18 protein-coding genes are annotated in these 21,396 nt (G+C 37.9%); 2 read left to right on the top strand and 16 right to left on the bottom strand.

Going from position 1 to position 21,396, the window contains the following annotated elements; translation table 11 throughout:
* Positions 1–29 precede the first annotated feature (29 nt).
* From J4G36_RS09600 to J4G36_RS09615, 4 genes are all read right to left on the bottom strand, one after another.
* Complete coding sequence (locus tag J4G36_RS09600; protein WP_210469784.1) at positions 30–1,310, bottom strand: ABC transporter substrate-binding protein; 1,281 nt, start codon at positions 1,308–1,310, stop codon at positions 30–32.
* A gap of 98 nt (positions 1,311–1,408) precedes the next feature.
* Complete coding sequence (locus tag J4G36_RS09605; protein WP_246880461.1) at positions 1,409–2,833, bottom strand: response regulator; 1,425 nt, start codon at positions 2,831–2,833, stop codon at positions 1,409–1,411.
* Positions 2,814–4,265, bottom strand: coding sequence for a sensor histidine kinase (locus tag J4G36_RS09610; protein ID WP_210469785.1), 1,452 nt, complete (start codon positions 4,263–4,265; stop codon positions 2,814–2,816). The genes J4G36_RS09605 and J4G36_RS09610 overlap by 20 nt, the downstream gene beginning before the upstream one ends.
* A complete protein-coding gene (locus J4G36_RS09615; RefSeq protein ID WP_246880462.1) occupies positions 4,262–5,197 on the bottom strand; it encodes a sugar-binding protein in 936 nt (311 codons plus the stop codon). Before J4G36_RS09615 ends, J4G36_RS09610 begins: the two co-directional genes overlap by 4 nt.
* A 218-nt stretch (positions 5,198–5,415) precedes the next feature.
* Between J4G36_RS09615 and J4G36_RS09620 the strand changes: the two genes are divergently transcribed.
* Positions 5,416–6,354 (top strand): Gfo/Idh/MocA family protein, encoded by a 939-nt coding sequence (locus J4G36_RS09620; RefSeq protein WP_210469787.1) that lies wholly within the window; start codon positions 5,416–5,418, stop codon positions 6,352–6,354.
* 72 nt (positions 6,355–6,426) lie between these two features.
* On the opposite strand, the gene nagA is transcribed toward J4G36_RS09620, so the two are convergent.
* From nagA to J4G36_RS09680, 12 genes are all read right to left on the bottom strand, one after another.
* A complete protein-coding gene (gene nagA / locus J4G36_RS09625; RefSeq protein WP_210469788.1) occupies positions 6,427–7,611 on the bottom strand; it encodes an N-acetylglucosamine-6-phosphate deacetylase in 1,185 nt (394 codons plus the stop codon).
* A gap of 26 nt (positions 7,612–7,637) precedes the next feature.
* The gene (locus J4G36_RS09630) at positions 7,638–8,576 is read right to left on the bottom strand and encodes a hexose kinase (RefSeq protein WP_210469789.1); all 939 of its coding nucleotides are present in this window, start codon (positions 8,574–8,576) and stop codon (positions 7,638–7,640) included.
* Between the two features lie 66 nt (positions 8,577–8,642).
* Complete coding sequence (locus J4G36_RS09635) at positions 8,643–9,500, bottom strand: tagatose-bisphosphate aldolase subunit GatY (protein WP_210469790.1); 858 nt, start codon at positions 9,498–9,500, stop codon at positions 8,643–8,645.
* A gap of 41 nt (positions 9,501–9,541) precedes the next feature.
* A complete protein-coding gene (locus J4G36_RS09640) occupies positions 9,542–10,711 on the bottom strand; it encodes an SIS domain-containing protein (RefSeq protein WP_210469791.1) in 1,170 nt (389 codons plus the stop codon).
* 67 nt (positions 10,712–10,778) lie between these two features.
* The gene (locus J4G36_RS09645) at positions 10,779–11,456 is read right to left on the bottom strand and encodes a GntR family transcriptional regulator (RefSeq protein WP_246880463.1); all 678 of its coding nucleotides are present in this window, start codon (positions 11,454–11,456) and stop codon (positions 10,779–10,781) included.
* A 72-nt stretch (positions 11,457–11,528) separates the two neighbouring features.
* On the bottom strand, positions 11,529–12,521 hold the full coding sequence (locus tag J4G36_RS09650; RefSeq protein WP_210469793.1) for a LacI family DNA-binding transcriptional regulator: 993 nt from the start codon (positions 12,519–12,521) through the stop codon (positions 11,529–11,531).
* Between the two features lie 375 nt (positions 12,522–12,896).
* Entirely contained in the window at positions 12,897–14,555 is a 1,659-nt protein-coding gene (locus J4G36_RS09655; RefSeq protein WP_246880464.1) for a DUF4091 domain-containing protein, read from the bottom strand.
* Positions 14,556–14,641: 86 nt separating this feature from the next.
* On the bottom strand, positions 14,642–15,625 hold the full coding sequence (locus J4G36_RS09660; protein WP_210469794.1) for a Gfo/Idh/MocA family protein: 984 nt from the start codon (positions 15,623–15,625) through the stop codon (positions 14,642–14,644).
* Entirely contained in the window at positions 15,622–16,620 is a 999-nt protein-coding gene (locus J4G36_RS09665) for a Gfo/Idh/MocA family protein (RefSeq protein ID WP_210469795.1), read from the bottom strand. Before J4G36_RS09665 ends, J4G36_RS09660 begins: the two co-directional genes overlap by 4 nt.
* Before the next feature lie 321 nt (positions 16,621–16,941).
* Positions 16,942–17,808, bottom strand: a complete 867-nt coding sequence (locus tag J4G36_RS09670; RefSeq protein ID WP_210469796.1) for a sugar phosphate isomerase/epimerase family protein — start codon at positions 17,806–17,808, stop codon at positions 16,942–16,944.
* 55 nt (positions 17,809–17,863) lie between these two features.
* Positions 17,864–18,832, bottom strand: coding sequence for a sugar phosphate isomerase/epimerase family protein (locus J4G36_RS09675; protein WP_210469797.1), 969 nt, complete (start codon positions 18,830–18,832; stop codon positions 17,864–17,866).
* Between the two features lie 133 nt (positions 18,833–18,965).
* Positions 18,966–20,051, bottom strand: coding sequence for a Gfo/Idh/MocA family protein (locus tag J4G36_RS09680; protein ID WP_210469798.1), 1,086 nt, complete (start codon positions 20,049–20,051; stop codon positions 18,966–18,968).
* A gap of 315 nt (positions 20,052–20,366) precedes the next feature.
* Between J4G36_RS09680 and J4G36_RS09685 the strand changes: the two genes are divergently transcribed.
* Positions 20,367–21,353 carry a LacI family DNA-binding transcriptional regulator gene (locus tag J4G36_RS09685; RefSeq protein ID WP_210469799.1) on the top strand — a complete coding sequence of 329 codons (987 nt, stop codon included), beginning with the start codon at positions 20,367–20,369 and terminating at the stop codon, positions 21,351–21,353.
* Positions 21,354–21,396: the final 43 nt, after the last annotated feature.

Consider the following 21,396-nt stretch of genomic DNA (forward strand, 5'->3'; position numbering starts at 1 on the left):
CCGCCGAATGAAGGCCGCCCCCATTTCTTTTACATATCAGGTGCTGCATTTTGAAGCGCATCGATAAAGTTATCAACATCTCTTTGCGTTACAAAAATATTGACAGCTTGATTTGCTTTCGTTACAAAACCTTCTGATGCCGCCGATCCGTGTGCAAGACTTGGGAATAGGTTAGCAGTTTTGAAGTCTTCAATTGTATCTTTCCCATAATCATCATACTTGGATGGATCCGCATCAATTCTTGCTGGAATCGACCCTTTTAATGGGTTAAATGCGTCTTGACCTTCCACAGAACCCAGAACTGTTAAAAATTGTTTTGTGGATTCAACATTCTCAATTCCTTTTGGCAGACCAAATGTATCTGTGATTACCGCAAAATCACCATCAGTACCTGGGAATGCGAAGTAACCATAGTCTTCATTCGTAACGAGCTTTAAATCATTTACGAAATAACCTTTCGCCCAGTCGCCCATGTTAAGCATTGCAGCATCACCTTCAGCGACTAGCTGTCCGGAGTCTTGCCAGTTACGTGAAGCATGGTCCTCGTTCACATAATCAAGGATTTTCCCGAATTTCTCCGCAGCACTGACGACTCTGCTATCTGTGAAATCTAGTTCACCAGAAAACAATTTAATATAATCTTCTGTTCCTAATTCAGCTGCAAGTACGTTTTCAAATATTTGTGTCGCTTCCCAACTCTCTTTATCTCCCAATGCTAACGGTGTTACACCGGCGTCTTTTAATTTCTCGGCTACAGTGAAAAATTCGTCCAATGTAGTCGGCACTTCAATTCCATGTTCTTTGAAAACCTCCATGTTATAGAAGATGACGTTTCCACGGTGAATATTTACAGGAACTGAATAGATATTGCCATCATTACTCACTAGGTCAATCAATGCTTCTGGAAATTTATCCATCCATTCGTTTTCTTTATACAAATCATTTAGTGGCGCCATCTTATCCGCGGCAACCCAACTTTTATTTAGCTCTTCCCCACCATGGACTTGGAACGTTGATGGCGGATCATTACCTTGCATTCTTGTTGCTAGAACTGCTTTCGCATTTGTTCCAGCCCCCCCAGCAACTGCTGCATTTTTAACTTCAATATCCGGGTGAAGTTCGTTGAACAAATCGATTAACGCTAGAAGTCCATCCTCTTCACCGGCCCCCGTCCACCAACTAAAGATTTCAACTGCACCGTCTGCATTTTCCCCGCCCTTTTCAGATTTCTTTCCAGAATCTGATCCTGAACTACAGGCAGAGACCACAAGTACAAGTGATAATACTAAAAATCCAAGTATTTTTTTCATTAATTTTCCCCCTTCAATTGATAGCGCTTACAACCCTTATAGTAAAACAATTCAAACTTTATATGGGGATGAATACCTGCATTATTTTACGTTTACCTTCACTTTTCAAAGATGCTGTCCTGAAAATGCTTTGGCGAAGTTTGATAATACCTCTTAAATACACGGCTAAAGTAGTTCGGATCCTTATAGCCAACCATGAAACTAATCTCTTTCAACGAATATGTATTTTCTTCGATTAATTCCTTAGCCCGTTCCATTCGTATTTTCGTCAAAAACTCGATAAAGGTTTCACCAAACTCTTCTTTGAATAAATTAGAAAAGTAGTTTGGACTTAAATTCACCAAATGCGCAACGTCTTCGAGCGCAATTGACGCCTTAAAATGTGTCTGGATATATTCCTTCGCAATTGTCATCGATTGTTTCGACTGGTAGTGTTCATTCACTTTATGACAGCAGATATTCATATAAATAACCCAGTCCTCATTTGATTGCAGCGTTGAGATTGACCCTTTAGTTATTGAAATACTTTTCTTCCCGAGCATAGTTTGAATGGCTATATATAAATTTTCCTTATCAACAATCGTTAATTGCAGTTCATTTTCTCTGAAAATCGTAATCGCATTATCACGCTTACCCTTTTCAATCTCCCGAACAATTCTTGGAACGATATTTTGATAATCAGAGTTCTCTTTTTGCAGAAATCCATAATTGGATTTCTTTTCGGTTTTTAGTTGAAAACTTGCCCCATAAGCTTCTCGGTAAGATTTCGGAAAATACGCCAGTGATTCGGTAATACGTCCAATTCCAATAAATACATTATTCCCAAGCCCAATTTGTAGTTTTCGGGCAACTAGCAACTGATCAGCCTTTGTCACATAATCATTGATAAAAACGCCAATAGTAACAACATCGTTTTCTTTATACAAGATGAATGAATCACCTATATGCTTCCTAATGATTTCAGCAATCAGCTTTTCTTCCAGCAGATGATCTGAATTCAATACGAAAAAGTAACCTGATTTCATTTGTGGGTACAATTGGCGTTGCATTTCAAATACATCTTTTTCCAGTGGTTGTTTCATCAGCTTTCGAACAAAACTCTCATTCAACAGTTGTATAGACTGAAGTTTCTCATCTTCTATTTTCGCTTCATTTAAAACCTCTTTTTTGAGTCGAAATAGCGCGGAAATAATTTCTTCTTTATTACCCGGCTTTAAAATATAATCTTTAATTCCAAATTGCATGGCTTGCTTCGCATACTCGAACGTATCATAAGCCGAGACTAATACAAACTTAATCCTTGGCCGCATTGCATGGATTTTTTCTATCGCTTCCAAACCATTGATGCCTGGCATTTTAATATCCATAAAAATAACATCGGGTTCCGTTTCTTTCGCTAACTCAATCGCTTTTCGCCCATTAACAGCTTCGCCAACGACTTCCATATCCCTAAAATTATCTTGGATGAATTTCTTCATCGCTTTTCTCTCTAGTAGCTCATCGTCAGCAATCAAGATCCTCATTAGATAGAACCTCCTTACTAGTCTTAGGCAAAGATAACCGTATGGTTGTCCATTGTCCTTTTTCTGATTCTATTTCAACAACATTGTCTTTTTTGTAAAAAAGTTGTAATCGCCGCATGACATTGGTCAACCCTATGCCTGTTGAATGCCCTACATGCTCATCTCTAACGCTCGACGATGATAACAGGCTTTCAATCTTTTCTTTCTCAATGCCCTCCCCGTCATCACTAACTTCTATGACAACCGAGTCTATTGTCTGTTCAATCCGAAGTGATATAATGCCACCTTCTTCACGTGCTTCAATCCCATGAATAAATGCATTTTCAACTAAGGGTTGAAGCGTTAAGCGCGGAATTTCGATATCCAGGCACGTCTCATCTATTTTCGTTATGAATTGAACTCTTTCTGAAAAACGGGTTTGTTGAATTCGGAAATACGCTTGTACAATATTCACTTCATCTTTCAACGTAACTTGATCATCGATTTCGCCTAAGCTATGGCGCAGGAGTGCAGCCACTGAATCGATTAATCTTGAGGTCGAATTCGCATCTTCCAAATAGGCCATTTTTGAAATTGTATTTAAGGTGTTAAACAAAAAATGTGGATTGATTTGATTTTGTAAATGCTTTAATTCCATTTCTTTAAGCAATTGATCAAGCTCTGATTGGTCTTTGATTTCTTTCACCAATTCATGAATATTGGCGCGCATATTATTAAACGCATCCCCAAGTATTCGCAACTCATCATTCGATTGAATTTCCACGGCCTCGCCCAGTAAATCCCCCTTCGCAACTTCCTTTGCCGCATGGGATAATTTATGAAGCGGGCTTGTAATCCCTATTGAAAACCAAATAGCAAAAAAGATTGCCAGTGCAATAGTCGTGATAAATAAAAAGATAATGAATGTAATAAAATACCTGTTTCTTTCTTGCAAATCCTTGTAATAAGCTTGATAGGCTGTTAATTCAACATCGATTAATTCAAGCGCAGACGCTTGAATATAACCCGAAGCCACCCTTACTTCTTCTAGATGATTTGTATACTGTTCGATATCTGCTTTCAAAACGAAACCAACCGTGAGTTCACTCTCATGAATAAATGTATCGACTAGATTGATATAGTTTTTGATTTTAATATTTTCATTAAGTGCATAAAGCGTTCTTAAATGTTCTTTCTCAGCCGTTAGCTCGTCTTTTCTTTTGAAATAACTGGTCGCATTTTCATCTTCCGGCTCAATTACATAGATTCTGGTGAGCGCATAAAGTTCATCTGATTTTTGCGATATTGAATTTAACAATAAGAAGCGTTGAAAACTCTCATTATATTTATTGGTTAATTCATTGGAACTGACGAAAATGGAGATTGCAGTTACTTGAAACAGGATGACAAATACGAAAAAGTACATTAATAACTTCCCGCGAATTGTTTTCATTTTGGATCACCAGGTCTTAAACCATCGATATCGACTTTATCGATTATTTTTGTTCGCGTAAAAACTTCGGTACTCAATATATCATGCGCCTGTAATTCAATCATGACTTCAATCGCTTCATAGCCCATCTCTTCAGGATATTGTGCAACCGTCGCATCGATTTCCCCTTTTTGAATTAACATTAACGTCTCCGGCAAGACATCAAACGCAGTGATATAGACATCCTTATTCGGCGCGATTTCGTGTAACCCTTCCACGATGCCTATTCCATCCAGTGCGCTTGTCCCAACGAGCGCATTAATTGAAGGAAACTCTTTCAGTAACGAATAAGTCGCTTGCGCAGCCCCAATTTGAGTGATGTTCGATTCTTTTCTGCCGACTATTTGAATACGATTAGTTGATTGAATCGCATCTTTAAAACCTTCCAACCTCTCTTGTTGGTTTATTGCATCAAATCGCCCCATCACGATACCGACATATTGTTTGCCAATCGTGTTTTCAATAATCGTTCTTCCAGCAAGCTGCCCAGCATAATAATTATCCGTTCCGACATAAGCCTTTCTAACACTGCTTTTCACATCTGTATCAACTGTAATAATCGGAATTCCTCGTTCGACGCCCTTAAATACCAAATCAACAAATTGTTGGCCTTCCACGCCTTGCGTTATGATGCCGTCTACTTTGGCAGATATCATTCTATCTAATAGTTTGAGTAGCTGATCATTGTCCGCTTTCGGGGGACCTAAATATTCTAAGTAGATGTTATGTTCATCGGCAGCCTTCAATGCGCCTTGCTCAACGAGACGCCAATACTCATTGTCAATTTCTTCAGCAAGCAAAACGAAATGATGGGCGTATTCTTTTGAAGTAACGGAATCCTTTTCAATATAAAAAGTTTTATAACCGTAATAGATCATCCCTAAAAAGCTCATGAGAAAAACAGTGATTCCGCAACTATAAAGTATTTTTTTGGTAGACCTCTTCATTCAATCACCGACTTTTTTTGATTTAGTAATCCCTAAATGTGAATTCCTCCAATTATTTCTTTTGTCTAATTATATCACACAATAAATAGCCAATATTTTTTGCTGAATTCCGTGTATAATACTAGTTATAGGATTTACAATAATGGACAGGAGAAGATTATTCTATGAGATTCGGGATTATAGGTACGAATTGGATCACAGATCGATTTATCAAAGCAGCAAGCGCGCATCCAGAATTTACAGTTGGGGCGGTTTATTCACGTGCTGAAGAAACTGGACGAGCATTTGCGGAGAAACATCACGTTCAAAATGTCTATACCAATATGGAAGAGATGTTCCGTAGCGGTGATATTGACGCGGTTTATATCGCATCACCGAATGCATTTCATGCAGAACAAAGTATATTGGCAATGGAAAACGGGATTCATGTTCTTTGTGAAAAGCCTGCTGTCACGACTGTGGAAGAAATGGATCAAGTAATTGAAGCTTCTAGGCAATACGACGTTACCTTTATGGAGGCGATGAAATCAACAGTGATTCCATCATTCCTTAATTTAAAAAAGAACTTGGACAAGATTGGACCACTCCGTCGCTTTGTCTTTCATTACAATCAATATTCTTCTAGATACGACAGTTACAAAGAAGGAATTATTGAAAATGCCTTTAAACCTGAGTTAGGAAATGGTGCGAAAACAGATTTGGGGGTTTATGCGATTGCGCCTATTGTTCATTTAGTTGGCGAACCGGTTTCCGTTTTGAAAAATAATTATTTACTATCCACGGGTGCTGAAGGACAAGGCAGTATGATTTTGAATTACGAGGGTTTTGAAGCGATTGTGATGTACTCAAAAATCTCCGATTCATTTTTACCAAGTGAAATCCAAGGCGAAAATGGCGTCATTGAAATCGATAAAATTAGTGATCCTCATCAAGTCATGATTAAATACAGAGATGGTAAAACGGAGGATATTTCTGTTCAGCACGAATATGATACGATGTATTATGAAGTTGAAGAATTTATTAACTCAGTGAAGAATAGACAAATTGAATCTACTATAAATACGCATGAAATTTCGCGAAAAGTTACGGAGATACTTGTTTGACCTATTAAATAATAAAACGTCTATTCTTTACCCGAAAAGGTTTTGAATAGACGTTCTTTATTTGATAAATTATTAGGTCTCCCGTTGATAAGAGATTTTCCCCCTACATATTGTTAATTCGATTTGACCATCTGAACCCAGAACTACTAAATCAGCATCTTTTCCAGCTTCAATTGATCCTTTGCGATCAAAAACTTTTAAACGTTTGGCTTGGTTAACGGCGGTTACCCGTACTTGTTCAACGATTGATAAATCAATCCATTCGATTAAATTCAAGCGGGCTTTATTCATCGTCACCACACTCCCAGCCAATGAACCATTAGAGGCTAACGAGCAACTCCCATCGCGAACGATTACTTCTTGGCCACCTAAATCGTAATTACCATCTGGCAACCCTTTTGCACGCATACCATCCGTAATGACTAATACTTTTTCAAGGCCTTTCATTTTGACGATGAGCTTAACTAAATCAGGATGAAAATGGATCCCGTCGGGAATTATTTCAACGAACACATCATCTTGTAGAAGAACCGCACCAACAACCCCTGGTTCCCTATGATGTAACCCCTTCATCCCATTAAATAAATGCGTGGCATGTGAAACTCCGTTATGTATCGCATCTTTAGACTCGTCATAAGTGGCGTTTGTATGACCCATAGAAGGAATAACACCTGTCTGATTAAGTTCAGTTAGAAGCTCAAAATTTCTATCCAACTCGGGTGCATAGGTAATAACTTTAATAGCATTCCCCGACAATGCTTGCCATTTTTTAAAGCGTGCAACGTCAGGAGGTAAAATACTTTCTTCTGGCTGTGCACCTTTTTGTACTTTATTAATAAATGGGCCTTCTAAATGAATACCAACTAATTCCGCTACGCCGGGTTTATTCTTATGCAGGCGGTAGGAATTTAAATTTTCAAGTGCGTGACTCGTATAATCGACTGGATTCGTTATCGTCGTTGCTAGAAAAGATGTAACACCTTCTTTCGGCAAGGCATGAGCAATCGCTTCAACCGCTTCAGTACTTCCATCCATAAAATCGTATCCAGCTGCACCGTGGACATGAATATCAATCATTCCCGGGATGACATATTGCTTATCTGTACAGTCGTATTTTATATCCTGTTTGCTTATTGGCGGGCAATCTTTCATCTCTCCAACCGACTGGATCTGCTCATCTTTTATATGTAGATAACCTTTTGGCAAAACCTTATTTTCAAGAACAATCGTGGCGTTTGTTAAATATATTTCACCCAAGAAAAAACTTCCTTTCATAATTTCGATTAATGAATGTTGACACGCTCTACTTGGATTTGACTCGAAACGGTCTCTATTTCCTCTACATTAATATAGCCTGTTTTTTCTTCTTGTGCATTAAGCACACCCATAGTTAGGCCAAAATTGATTAACTCTTCATCTGTTAAGCCGCGCGCTATTCCAGCAGCGAATCCCGCAACAACTGAATCACCCGAGCCAACTGGATTTATCGCGTCAACTCTCGGTAAAGAAGCACGATAGATGGTTTGATTATGTTTTATGATTGCACCATTCTCTCCAAGCGTCACAACAACCCAAGGAATAGCACTAAATAAAATACTCTCTAATGCTTCTATTATTTCAATTTCGTCAATAGTAGATTTTCCAATTAATTCAGCCATTTCCTCCTCATTTGGTTTAATTAGATACGGTTTACTGGCACTGTTTAACGTTGATGTTAAAAGGGCACCATTCGCATCTAATAACACTTTCGTTCCATAGGGATTCGAAATTTCGATTAATTTAGCGTAGAAATCACTTGATAAACCTTTAGGTAAACTACCAGAAATCGTGACTAAATCTACTCGACTTAGATGCTCCTCAAAATTTGTTAAAAATAATTCAGCTTCAGTTTTTGAAATAATAGGTCCACTTTCTAGAATTTCCGTCTGTTTACCTTCATGGAGAATTGCAATACAATTTCGAGTTTCTCCTTCTATTGGAACAAATAGATCTTCGATTCCAATCGCCTTCAGTTCAGCACTTATAAAACTTCCCAAGCTGCCCCCTAAAAATCCCGATGCAGCAACTTCTTCACCTAGCTGATGCAATACTCGAGCAACATTTAATCCTTTACCTCCTGCTGTTTTCGAAACATCTGCCACTCGATTAACCACGTCTAACGCCAAATAATCTAGCTTATAACTTATATCGACAGCAGGATTTAATGTCAACGTTAAAATCATATAGTATCCCCTCTTTAATCACTCATATAGTCAAATGGAGTGAGAATAAAATCTCACTCCATTTCCTTAGGCTTTTCCGTTACTCATACACATTTCAATTTTTTCCATTGCAACTTTCTTCATCGCTTCTTTAGCTGGTCCCATATATTTTCTCGTATCTGTTTCATTCGGATTTTCTATTAAGAACTCACGTAATGAATTCGAGAATGGAATCTTTAACTCTGTCGAAATGTTCACTTTTGCACATCCAAGTGAAATACATTTACGAACATCCTCTTTCGAAATACCAGAAGCACCGTGCAGAACGAGCGGAATATCGACGAGATCACGAATTTTTCGTAAACGATCAAAATCAAGATTCGGTTTCGTTTCGTATAAACCGTGACCCGTTCCGATAGCAACTGCCAAAGAGTCAATCCCAGTTCTCTCACTGAACTCATTCGCCGCATCTGGGTCCGTATACTCAGCATCCTCTGCTTTCACGATAATATCATCTTCTTGACCGACCAGCTTCCCTAGTTCAGCCTCTACCGTTGCACCGTATTTATGTGCTTTCTCGACTACTGCTTTGGAAATTGCAATATTTTCTTCAAACGATCCATGTGAGCCATCAATCATGACGGACTTTACGCCAAGTCTAAGCGATTCAGTAATCGAATCTAGTGTTTCATGATGATCTAAATGTAAGGCGATTGGAATATTATGTTCTTTGGCTGCAATTTCCGCAATCGCTTGAATATATGCGCGCCCTGCGTAATCCATTGTTCCCGGTGTTGCTGCTAAGATTAACGGTGATTTTAGTTCAACCGCTGCGTCAACAACGACTTGAATTGTTTCGAGGTTATGAATATTAAATGCTGGAACTGCATACCCCTCTTTTCTAGCTTTGATTAACATTTCCTTCGTGTTTTGTATAGACCCCATCCTAATTCCTCCATTGTTTTAATCTGATTGCTACTCTCTGCTTATTGATAGTCATATATCGTGACGCCTTTAACGACGCGACTGATTAACCCATCTGGACTTGGATTATCTGGAGTAATCCCTAATTGTAGTGATTTTTTCAAAGCTAATGTTTGCGCGAAAATCGTATACAATAACGCAAGATTAAAATCATTGGATAATGGATTTGTTCCGCTATTAACCGTTAGATGCCAATTCGCTAGTTCCGCAACCTCGTCATCTTTTGTTTCAGTTAACGCGATGATTTTAAAAGTATCCGCAGCCGCTAATTCTTTTAAAATATCAAGATCGTATTTTCGCGTATATGGATTTTGTGAGACAAATAAAACCACGATTGATTGGTCATTTAAAATCGATTTCGGTCCATGACGAAAACCGAGTGATGATTCATGAATCGCAACTACTTGTCCATTGGAGAGTTCGAGCATTTTTAACGCTGCTTCATGTGATAATTGGGCAAGTAAGCCAGATCCTAAATAGACAACGCGTTCAAAATCTGATTCCAGTATGTTATCAATACTATCACCCAGGTTTTCAATCAATGAAGTTGCACTTTCAATCACCTGTTTTGCAACTTCTTTTGTAAATACATTGTCCGTAAATAGTGCAAAGCCTGCGATAATCATGCTTGTGAAACTACTCGTCATAGCAAGTGATTGATCATTTGATTTTTCAGGCATAAGTAGCGTGATGCTATTTTTATCAGCTAGAATATTTTTTGCTAATAGGCCGTCCTTGTTACATGTGATAACGACTTGATAAAAGTCATCTATAATTTCTTGTCCCAGTGAAACCGAGGCCACACTTTCAGGACTGTTTCCGGAACGTGCAAATGACACCAAAATGGTCGGATGATCTTTAAAGAAAAATTCAGTTGGATTAGATACAATATCCGTCGTTGGAATCGATTCAAACTGGATATTTCTATTATTTTGTCTTGCCAATTCTGGCACTAGCGTATCGCCTACAAACGCAGATGTTCCCGCACCTGTGAATATGACGCGAACACTTTGATGTTTTTCGTAAATTGCATTAAGAAATTCTTTATATGATGCTTGTTGTGCGAAAAAATCTTCCACTAACTCTTCCCATACTGCTGGCTGTTGATGAATTTCTCCAGTTGTATGAACTGCATTTTGCTTCTTCATTTGCTCTTCTGTAATATTAAACATATTTACAACCCCCAATGGTTATGTTGTCATAACCAGTTATAGTAAAACAAAACTCCACGAAATAGAGTTATGTTAATTCAACCGTATAATCAAACTTATCGCCACGTGCTATACTAATCGTGTATTCAATTAATGTATTTTCATAATAGGTACTTCGAGTAATTAGCATTGCCGGGTGGTTTTCAATCATATTTAAATGAGTAGCCTCTTTGGCACGTACACTTGTCGCTTTAAAGCGTTCATATGCTTTAGTAGCTCGGATATTATACTCATCTGAAAAGACACTGTACATCGGTTTTTCACTCACATCTTTTTGCGTTAACTGAGGAAAAATCTTTTTTGGTAAATATGATGTTTCATACATTAAAGGTTCATCGTCGGCCAAACGTAAACGAATTATTTGAAAGACTTCTTCAAATGGTTTGATATCCATCTTACTAGCTAATCGTTCATCCGCAATCATTTCATGAAATTCTAAAACCTTAGTTGACGGCGTTTTTCCAGACTTTTTCATTTCATCGGTAAAACTATAAAGCTTCACCAGTTTTTGGTTGTACAGTTTCGGGGCAACAAACGTCCCTTTTCCATGCAATTTATAAATATAGTTTTCTCTTTCTAATTCTTGTAAGGCCTGTCTAATTGTGATGCGACTCATATTGTAAATCGTGCATAATTCACGTTCAGATGGCAATCTTTCATGCTCGACATAGACACGATTATCAATTTTATCGATCAAATCTTGCATTAACTGAAAGTATAGCGGAATCCTGCTCTTTTCCATTACGTTTTGCACCTTCCTAAAATAAACCCAGTTACTTTATTTCTTAACGCTATCTCGGATGATTAGCTTTGTAGAAATAACGATTTGCTTTGCAATTTTTCTACCTTCTAATCGCTCTAATAATGTATCCACGGCAGCTTCACCCATTATCTCAGTATATACTCGTATCGTGCTAAGTGAAGGATACATATGTTTTGAAACAGACATATCATTGATCCCGATAATGCTTACTCTTTCAGGAATAGCAATATTTGCTTCATGCAAAGCGCGCATACTGCCGATTGCCATAACATCACTACTGATGAAGAATGCGGTAGGTAAATCCTCCCCTAATTCGTCAATCGCTTGTTGCATTAAATTATAGCCATCTTCAACGGAAAATGAACCGATAAACATAAAGCGTTCGTTATAAAGGCCATTTTCCTCCATATACATCTGGAACGATTTTTCTCGCAAGTCCTCAATAGGTGTTTTTTGTCCTTTGAGCAACTCTCTTCCACCTATAAAACCAATTTTTGTATGATCTGTCGAGATGAAATAACCTATAATCTTCTTCGTTGCTCGTTCAAAGTCTATTACAATCGAATCGTATTTGTCTTCGTTTGGACTATAATCGACAAAAACGACATGGCGATTAATTTTGGTGAGATCATTCACTTGTTTTGGACTGAATTTACCTATCGCTATAATACCTTCAATCCCTGCAGCATTAATATCCTTGATATTGTTGAAAAAATAAACTTCAGGATTCATGCCAATTTCTTTACATCTTTCTTCAATTCCTAACCGAATAGATAAATAATAAAGGTCATTCAGCTCCTCTTTTTCTGTATACCAATGGATAACAGCAATCTTTTGATTAATATATCTTTTCGAAGTCCGCTTCCGATAAGATAACTCTTCCGCTGCTTCAAATATTTTTTTCTTCGTCTCATCTGCGACTGATAGACTTGCGTCATAATTCAGTACTCGAGACACAGTAGCCGAAGATACACCAGCTTTTTCTGCTATATCTTTAATTGTCGCCACGCTCTATCACCTTTTCCATTTCTACAATTTTCTATTTTAGAAAGTAACACTATTATATACCATTATCAAATAACTTCATATGCCTAACTAGTAGTGTTTGAATCGATTTTTGGGAGCATATTATTTAAATAGTGGTTACTTCTCTTACATAGTTAATATTGTTTAGATAAAAACAGAACATGTTGATAGTCGTTCCAAGCCGTCAGGGATAGGGACAGCTTTAGTTCAGTCTTTTCATCCTCTCAATTACTAGTAAACATTTTACTAATTATTATCCAGATTATCACTTAAAGCATATTCCGTCTATAGTATTTTAAAGAATATCTCAGTATATCGTCTGTCGAGAGAAGTCTAGTATTAGTAATATTATTCCACTCATCTTACGTTCTTTTCTATTGTCCGGTTAATTAGTTCTCTTTTCTCCAATAACCATGCATTACCTCGTGGATATTTTCTAAAAGTCAAAGGTTCACTTAAATCTTCTTCTATTAACTCTATTACGGCTTCTCTACCAATATAAGATTCTAAAAGTTGAAGTGCCCTTAAATCTTGTAATGCCTCATAAAACACTTCGAGTCTAAGGGATTCAATTGGTCCGTTTTCTCCAGGATACACGACAAATGCGTCACCTGATGGAAAACCCTGATCAGCATCTGTAACTGTAAAGGGATCTATTGACCTCTTTGATAATTGTGAGTACCAGAAATTATAGCCCCAATGTAAAAAACCAGTAATATTAAACTTATAAAATTGCATGCCGATAATTCGATTTCGCGCAGATGGGAATGTGAAGAAACGATTCGACACATCTATATATTGTGCACAACAATTATATGTCCATAAATCTGGAACCTCATTTTCCAAAAAAGGTTCTATATGATTTGTTGCAGGGATTGGTTTTTCAACAAAACCTCTTTCATAAAACTCGTAATCTGACAATGCATCAATAATTGGATACTTCGATAAGTATTTGTTCATATGGTTACTTGCGCTTTGATAGGATTCGATGTTATCTAGATTTGGCTCATCGGAAACATGAAAATAGACACGATCATGTAAGTTGTTTTCTTCTATAAAATGTACAAGTTCTGGAAGAAATAATGATAAGAAGTTCCGATAATTCTCGCCAGCCGAATCAGTTTCCCAACCAAATATTTGTTTATATTCTTTGTTTTTGGTTGCCATTATTTTAGGTGCATGTTTAGCCCCCCATTGCGTATAAAGATGTGAAAACTCAAAGTATTGAACACCTAACTCATCACACATATCTACCCATCTTTTTAATTTATCAAAGTTAAAATGATAGGTATCATCCTTTATCTCTATGTCGACTAACTGCACAGTTGGGCGTTCTTCACCAATTTCAGTATCAAGTGGCGGTGTAAATAATGGGGTTAAAATCATATTGATATCATGTTTAACAGCCGTTTCAATAAAATCTTTAATTAAAGACCAATGTTCTTGGCTACAAACATCGATGTTGTAATATGTTGCAATACAATCAGTATGAAACCAATTTGTTTGTATGAGCTTCGATTTAGGTAATGATTCATCAATCACTTCCAAGTGAAAGTTTTCTTCAGCTATCGTTCCAGCTTCAACCGTTTCGAACTTGATACATATTTTATATGTGTCGGATTTGATATTATTATTTAACTTGACTGTTACCCAAATGGATCGCCATTGATTTTGGCGTGCAGGTATTCCTTCTGATCCAATTGGATACAAAGGGTCAGGAAACAATCCTGGTTCGATACGTAAAATATTATCATCGTGATTTTCATACATAGGAAAATCTGATGGGACTAGTCCTACTTCTCGTACTGTTATCACATCTGAAATATCTGATTCTACTCGAATCGTAATCCCATCTGAAAATCTTTCGGTTGTCTTATAGGCCACTTGGAAAGTGTACACTTCATTTAGTAGCGCTGTCCCACCCACTATAGCGGAATCCTCTAACTCTTCATCGGCAAAAACTTTGACCAGTGAACTTAAGCAACGGGTTTCTAATAAGCATTCTTGATTAGACAACTGGACTCCCCCTAATATCATCTTTCCTAAATACATTCAAGTCCGCACCAATTACTGGTGAAACTTTTTGAGAAGTTTTCGGTTTATTAAACACGATTAAGTGTCACTGTTTTTTTCATTTCATTAGATAGATAAGCGGCTTTCACCACTTCTAGTGTACGTAAACCATCGATTCCAGTAATTGATGGCGTGCCATTAGATTTAACACAGTCAATAAAATCCGCAATTAAACCAGCATCCATATCTTCTGACCATGGTAATTCCTCTATCTTCTCATCAACATCATTATAATAAAGCGAATGTTGTTTGAAAGCGTCTACACTTAAATTTCCTTTTGTTCCAACGAAGTGCATCACAAAATTCCCCCAAGTCGGGTATGTTTTGGGTCTAGACCAGCTTGGATCAATAGAGACGATCATTCCAGATTCAAGCTCCAATGAAACCATGCCACAATCTTCAACATCTATATCATAAAATCTAGTGTCTAATTCGGCATACACACTTTTTACTTCATCTTTGAAAATCCAGCGAATCACATCCATAATATGAACAATATGATCGGTCGCTGATCCGCCGCCCGAAAGTTCCTGATCAATAAACCATCCACCCGGCATTAAACCATGATTTGTCGCATTAATCGCAAGTACTTTGCCAATCGCACCTTCTTGAATCATTGTTCTTACATTTTCAATGGCAGGTGCAAATCGCACTGGATATGCAACTTGCAAAATCACTTCCGCTTCTTCGCAAGCTTTTATCATTGCTTCGGCGTCTTTTACTTCGGTTGCAAGTGGTTTTTCACATAAAATATGTTTATTAGCTTGAGCTGCACTAATCACATGTTCTTTATGGTGTATATTTTCTGAGCAAATAACAACTGCTTTGATATCTGTTTCCAAAAATTCATCCAGATTAGCGATATATTGACAATTATATTTTTCCGCCATTTCTTTTCCTCTTACTTTGTCCTCATCCCAAATATAAGATAACTCTACATCGCTCCGATGTTGAAGTGTGTCTGCATAACTCAACGCATGCATATGCGCAAAACTAATCATCCCGATTTTCATATCTTTTGTCCCCCTTCACTTAATACAACAGGCTGTCCCTCTTCCGCTGACTTCTTTGCAGCTTCAGCAATCCGGATTGCTGCTAATGCATCAGTAGCCAAAACAACAGGTTCTACTTTCCCAGTGAGACAATCTAAAAAGTGCTCCAATTGGCGTGTATATGGATCTCTTCTCAGCATACTTTGGGGCCAATCTACGGAAGTTCCGTCATTGTGAACATCGAGGATTACCGGATTTGTCTCGTCAAGATTATAAGTAATCATTCCTTTGTCTCCAGTCAGTTCGAAGGATGAGCGGAATTTTGTCTCAGCCCAAGACAATTCAACATGAACGATTGTTCCATCAACCATTCTAATTGTTACAAGCCCATACTCCATTGCCCGTCCATTCGCTTCGGTGTGTTTTACATGTTTGGCCATCACGCGATGCACATCCCCAAACGTTGATTGAATCCATTCAAATTCATGAACGCCCACATCAAGAAATAGACCGCCACTTCTCTTTTCATCTGAATACCACTCTCTACCGGCTGAAGGATAAGGAACACCTCTTGACATACGAATCACTCCGGGACGTCCAATTGCACCATTCTTTACTTGCTCTTTTGCATTTGCGTATTCCGGGAAGAATCTTAGCGTATGGCTGACGAGTAGTTGAATGTTATTCTGCTCGCAAATAGCGATCATTTCTTCCGCTTCCTCGCTCGTTACGCCAAGTGGTTTCGCACAAATAATATCTTTATGCGCTTCGGCAATTTGGGTTACAAACGATAAATGCGTGTCTGTTGGTGTACAAATATCAAAGGCGTCAACTTCTACCTCTGAAAGTAGTTCTTCAATACTTGTAAAAGTCCTCGCACCGTGCCGATTTCCAACAACTTTTAATCTTTCCGGATTACGGCCAATAACTCCAACAATTTCAACACCCTCGAGCTTCGACCAAATATTCAAATGTCTTTGTCCTATTTTTCCTACGCCTACAACTGCAATTTTCACCTTGATCATTCCCTTCGTTGTTCTTTCACATTAGAAAGTCTAGATAGTTTATTCCTACGTGCGAATATCTTAAGTCGATAATAATGTACATTTACAAAAGGAAAGGCATCATTCACTCATTTACTTGAGAGAACAATGCCTTTTCACAGGATTTGTTGAAATATCGTGTTGACTATTTTCCCTTAGCACAAGGCAATAATCACTCTGTTCTGGACACTGTTTATTTTCCATTAATTCTGCTTAGGTATAATTGCCTCCACTTTATATTATCAAGAGGACAACTAGGATTGACTGAACTCCATTTTTCAGCACTGAATTTAGTTAAATTTCATCCCATAATCGGCGAACATTTGCCATACCTATTTTGGATGCTTGTTTACAGTCTTCCATCCCCTCAAATTCAACAGAAATATACCCATCGAACCCAGACCCTTTGACAATACGCATGACTTCTCTAATATCAATATCCCCATGCCCAACAATCGTGCCCCTTAAATAGTTTCCAGAAGCAGTTTGCATCCACCCTTCACCAGGATTAAGTTTTGCAGGGCGATGGAAAAAGTCTTTGAAATGTACAATCGAAGCTAATTCAATATTATTTTTTGTCGCAACAACTGGATCCTCGTCTACACATAAAAAGTTACCTATGTCTAATGTTGTTTTAAAGTTTGGTCGGTCTACATGACTAACCAATGATTGAACCCTGTCACTTGCTTGAATATAGTACCCATGATTTTCCACGCTCGTTATGATACCGTACTGATTGGCATAATCAGCAATTTCCCTACAAGCTTCTATCAATTGGGGTAAATCCGCTTCGAATTGTTGGATTGTTGTTTCAGGGATTGGACGGGATGCAACGTCATGACGCATAAACTTAATGCCTAGTTGATTTGCAATGTCGACTTCTTTCTTGACGCGTACAATTTCTGCCTGATAATCCTCTTCGTTATCGGTAATAAAATTCGCACCAATTGCGTAGTTTGAAAGTTCAATCCCTACTTCATTAGCCTTTTCACGAACCTTATCTATTAATGTTGGATCCTCTTCAAAGCTAAAACCAAGATTAGGAACAATCTCAATATGTTCCCCACCTTGATCTGCCACCCACTGGATTGCATCAATAATCGTCATTTCCTTACGATTGAATGCACCTAAAAGACTGTAAGAACTCAAACCAAGTTTCATATATTTGTCTCCTTCCCTAACCTTATGAGCCTTCTTCACTTAAGTAATTGCGATTTTATGCCCACCACATATCAGTAGGTTGTTCGTTAATTAATACCGATTTTAAGTTTGTAACCGCACGTGTAAACCCTTCATCAATAGACATTAACGGATCTTCATGTTCGATACTCACAACATAGTCGTAACCATACGTGCGTAGTGCACTCATCATATCTGACCATTCTTGAATACTATGTCCACATCCTACGGAACGGAACGTCCACGCACGTGATTGTACATCTCCGTAAGGTTGCATATCTGTCAAACCGTACATATTGACATTTTCTTGGTCAATATATGTATCTTTTGCATGGAAATGATGAATTGCATTTTCTTTTCCTAAAATCTTAATTGCAGCAACTGGGTCAATTCCTTGCCACCAAAGATGACTTGGATCTAGGTTCGCGCCAATCGCCGGTGAAGTTAACTCTCTCAATTTAAGCATCGTGTGCGGTGTGTGAACTAAAAATCCGCCATGCAATTCCAAACCGATTTTTACATCATTTTCCTCAGCGAGTTGTCCGATTTCTTTCCAATAAGGGACCAGTTTCTCTTGCCATTGCCACGTTAAAATATCACTATATTCTGTTGGCCAAGGTGTGATAGGCCAGTTTGGATATTTCGCTTCCTCATGATCTCCAGGTGTTCCAGAAAATGTGTTGACAACAGGGACGTCTAATAAGTTGGCTAACACGATTGTTTTTCTTAATACATCATCAGAAGCTTTTGCAAATTCATGATCAGGCGAAACCGGATTTCCGTGACAGCTAAATGCACTGATTGTCAAACCACGTGAATGCACTTGTTCAAGATATTCTTCACGTTTCTTTTCACTTTCAAGTAACGCGTCTAAATCACAATGTGAGTTCCCCGGATAACCACCAGTACCAATTTCAACAGCTTGTAAACCAGCTGCTTGAACATGATCGAGCATTTCTTCAAATGATTTTTCTGCAAATAATACTGTAAATACACCTAGTTTCATAATTACTACCTCCATTTTTTTAATTATCAAATATAACTCTATTATACTTCATTTTGTATACAATTGAAATCGTTTACATAACTTTTAAATAAAAACTGCTTACGCCAAAAGGGCAGTAAACAGTTTAATTGAATTATAGTTCTGGAAGCTGAACCTCGACTTCTCTTCCTTCCCTAGACGATCGAAATATCGCGTCAATAATTGCTTGGTTGACCAGAATTTCTTCTCCTGGAATAGGGGCTGGCTTACCTTCTTGAATGGCGACAACGAAATCACGTACTTTTTCATCAAAAATGTTAAGCGTATGCTCTTCTAAAGGTATGATTGTTTCTGTTTGTTCTTTATCTGTGTCATGGAATATACTCATTGATCCTATGCCACCGTCCCAAACACCGCTCCATGGACCACTTCCAGCTGTTGTGAGCTTTAAGCCACCATCTTTACCAAGGAAAATCGTTGGTCCTAATGTATCCATATGCATTGCCCATGAGATTTTAAAGTTTAGAACGATACCACCTTCTAAGCGAATCATCGCGACCCCAAAGTCCTCTACTTCAAACTTTTCTGCTTCAGGATGATACTTTGAATTTGTACCAAAGTAATTTGATGTAAATGCCGAAACAGTTAGTGGTTTTGGATGGCCTAACGCATTTAAAGCAAGATCGAGCGAATACGTTCCAATATCAGCCATCGCGCCAACACCTGCCAACTGTTTACTGATAAATGTTCCTCCCGGCATACCACGACGACGTCCGCCACCTACTTCTACATAGTATACGTCTCCAAGCTCCCCTGACTGAACAATCCTTTTTACATGTTGCATATTTGGATCATAGCGAGGTTGGAAACCTACAGATAGCATTTTACCTGTCTCATTCGCTACTTGTACCATTTCAATTCCTTGCTCAAGTGTAACCGCTAAAGGTTTTTCAACAAGCACATGTTTGCCAGCACGCAGAGCATCAATACTTGTTATATGATGGAATGCGTTTGGCGTACAAATACTTACACCATCTATATCTAGCTCAAGCATTTTCTTATGATCCTCAAACGCTAGTGCCCCCTCAATTCCCAATTCATCAATAAATTGTTGGGCTTTCCCAGGTACTACATCAGCTACGCCTACAATTTGAACACCTTCCATTGCCAAATAAGCATTTGCATGGCTTCCTGCAATTCCTCCGCCACCAATAATGCCAATTTTAATCACTTTTGTCATGCCTGATTCCCCCATATTAAAATGCATAGTTTTTAGTTGTATTTGCATTTTTAGTTTACTTCTACCGTATTTTAAAGTCCAGTAGAAGCCCGATTTTTATTAAATTCATTTAAAAAGTATTATTTTAATTGTTTTTTTAGATAAATCCAACATTTTTTATTTTTATTCTATATAATTGAAGTAGGGTATCAATTTAAAATACTAACCTCTTTTTGTGAGGGCTTTCATTTGTTTTACATGTCTTCATAAAGCACAATATATGTTTTTTATCCACTTATAATGTAATCGATTACTATAAAGAAATGAGTTGATGCTATGTCCGCCACGATACAAGAAGTTGCTAAAAAATCGGGGGTCTCCGTCGCTACGGTTTCACGGGTCATTAATAATCCAAGCCTTGTAAGAGAAGCAACCAGGGTAAAAGTACAAAGAATCATTGAAGAACTAAACTATGAACCGAGCGTACTTGGACGTAATTTACGTACTGCTAAAAGTAGACTACTCTTGACGCTCATTCCAAGTATATCCAACCCGTTTTATATTGAAATCATTAATGGAATCGAAAATGCTGCAATCGAGCAAGGATATAATATCCTTCTATGTGAAACAGGTTCAAATCCTATTAAAGAGAACATTTATTTTAATCTACTTAAAAGTCAACTAGCAGATGGCATTATTTCAATGGATCCAACCGTTGACAGAACTAAACTACTTGAGCTTGCAGATAGGTATCCCGTCGTACAATGTAGTGAGTACGATGAAGGGGGTAATATCTCATATGTATCCATCGATAATGAACTGGCTGCTTACCATGCAGTGCGTTATTTAATTAAAATCGGACATAAAAAAATTGCCCTGCTTAATTCGCATAATAAATTTTTATATGCCCGGCAACGTCGTCAAGGCTTTGAAAAAGCTTTGAATGAATCTAATTTAACGGTGAATACTGACTGGATATACAATACGGATAATTTAGGATTTGAACATGGCCAACGAGCAATGCGCCACCTGCTTTCACTCCCTGATAAGCCGACTGCTATTTTTGCAGTCTCTGACATTCTTGCGATTGGCGCACTAAAGGAAATTAATAGTAGAGGATTACACGTTCCGGATGACATCGCCCTCATTGGTTTTGATAAAATTAGTTTTTCCAACATGACCCATCCAACATTGACGACAATCTCTCAACCAGGGTATGAAATGGGCTTCACATCAGCAAAAATGCTCATCGATAAAATTAAAGGTGTTGAGGTGGATAGTGTTTTATTAGACCATGAATTAATCATTCGTGATTCAACATAATAAAAAATGCTGAGAAAGTAGATTCCTTCTTTCTCAGCATTTT

The sequence above is a fragment of the Sporosarcina sp. 6E9 genome, assembly GCF_017921835.1.
Lineage (GTDB): Bacteria > Bacillota > Bacilli > Bacillales_A > Planococcaceae > Sporosarcina.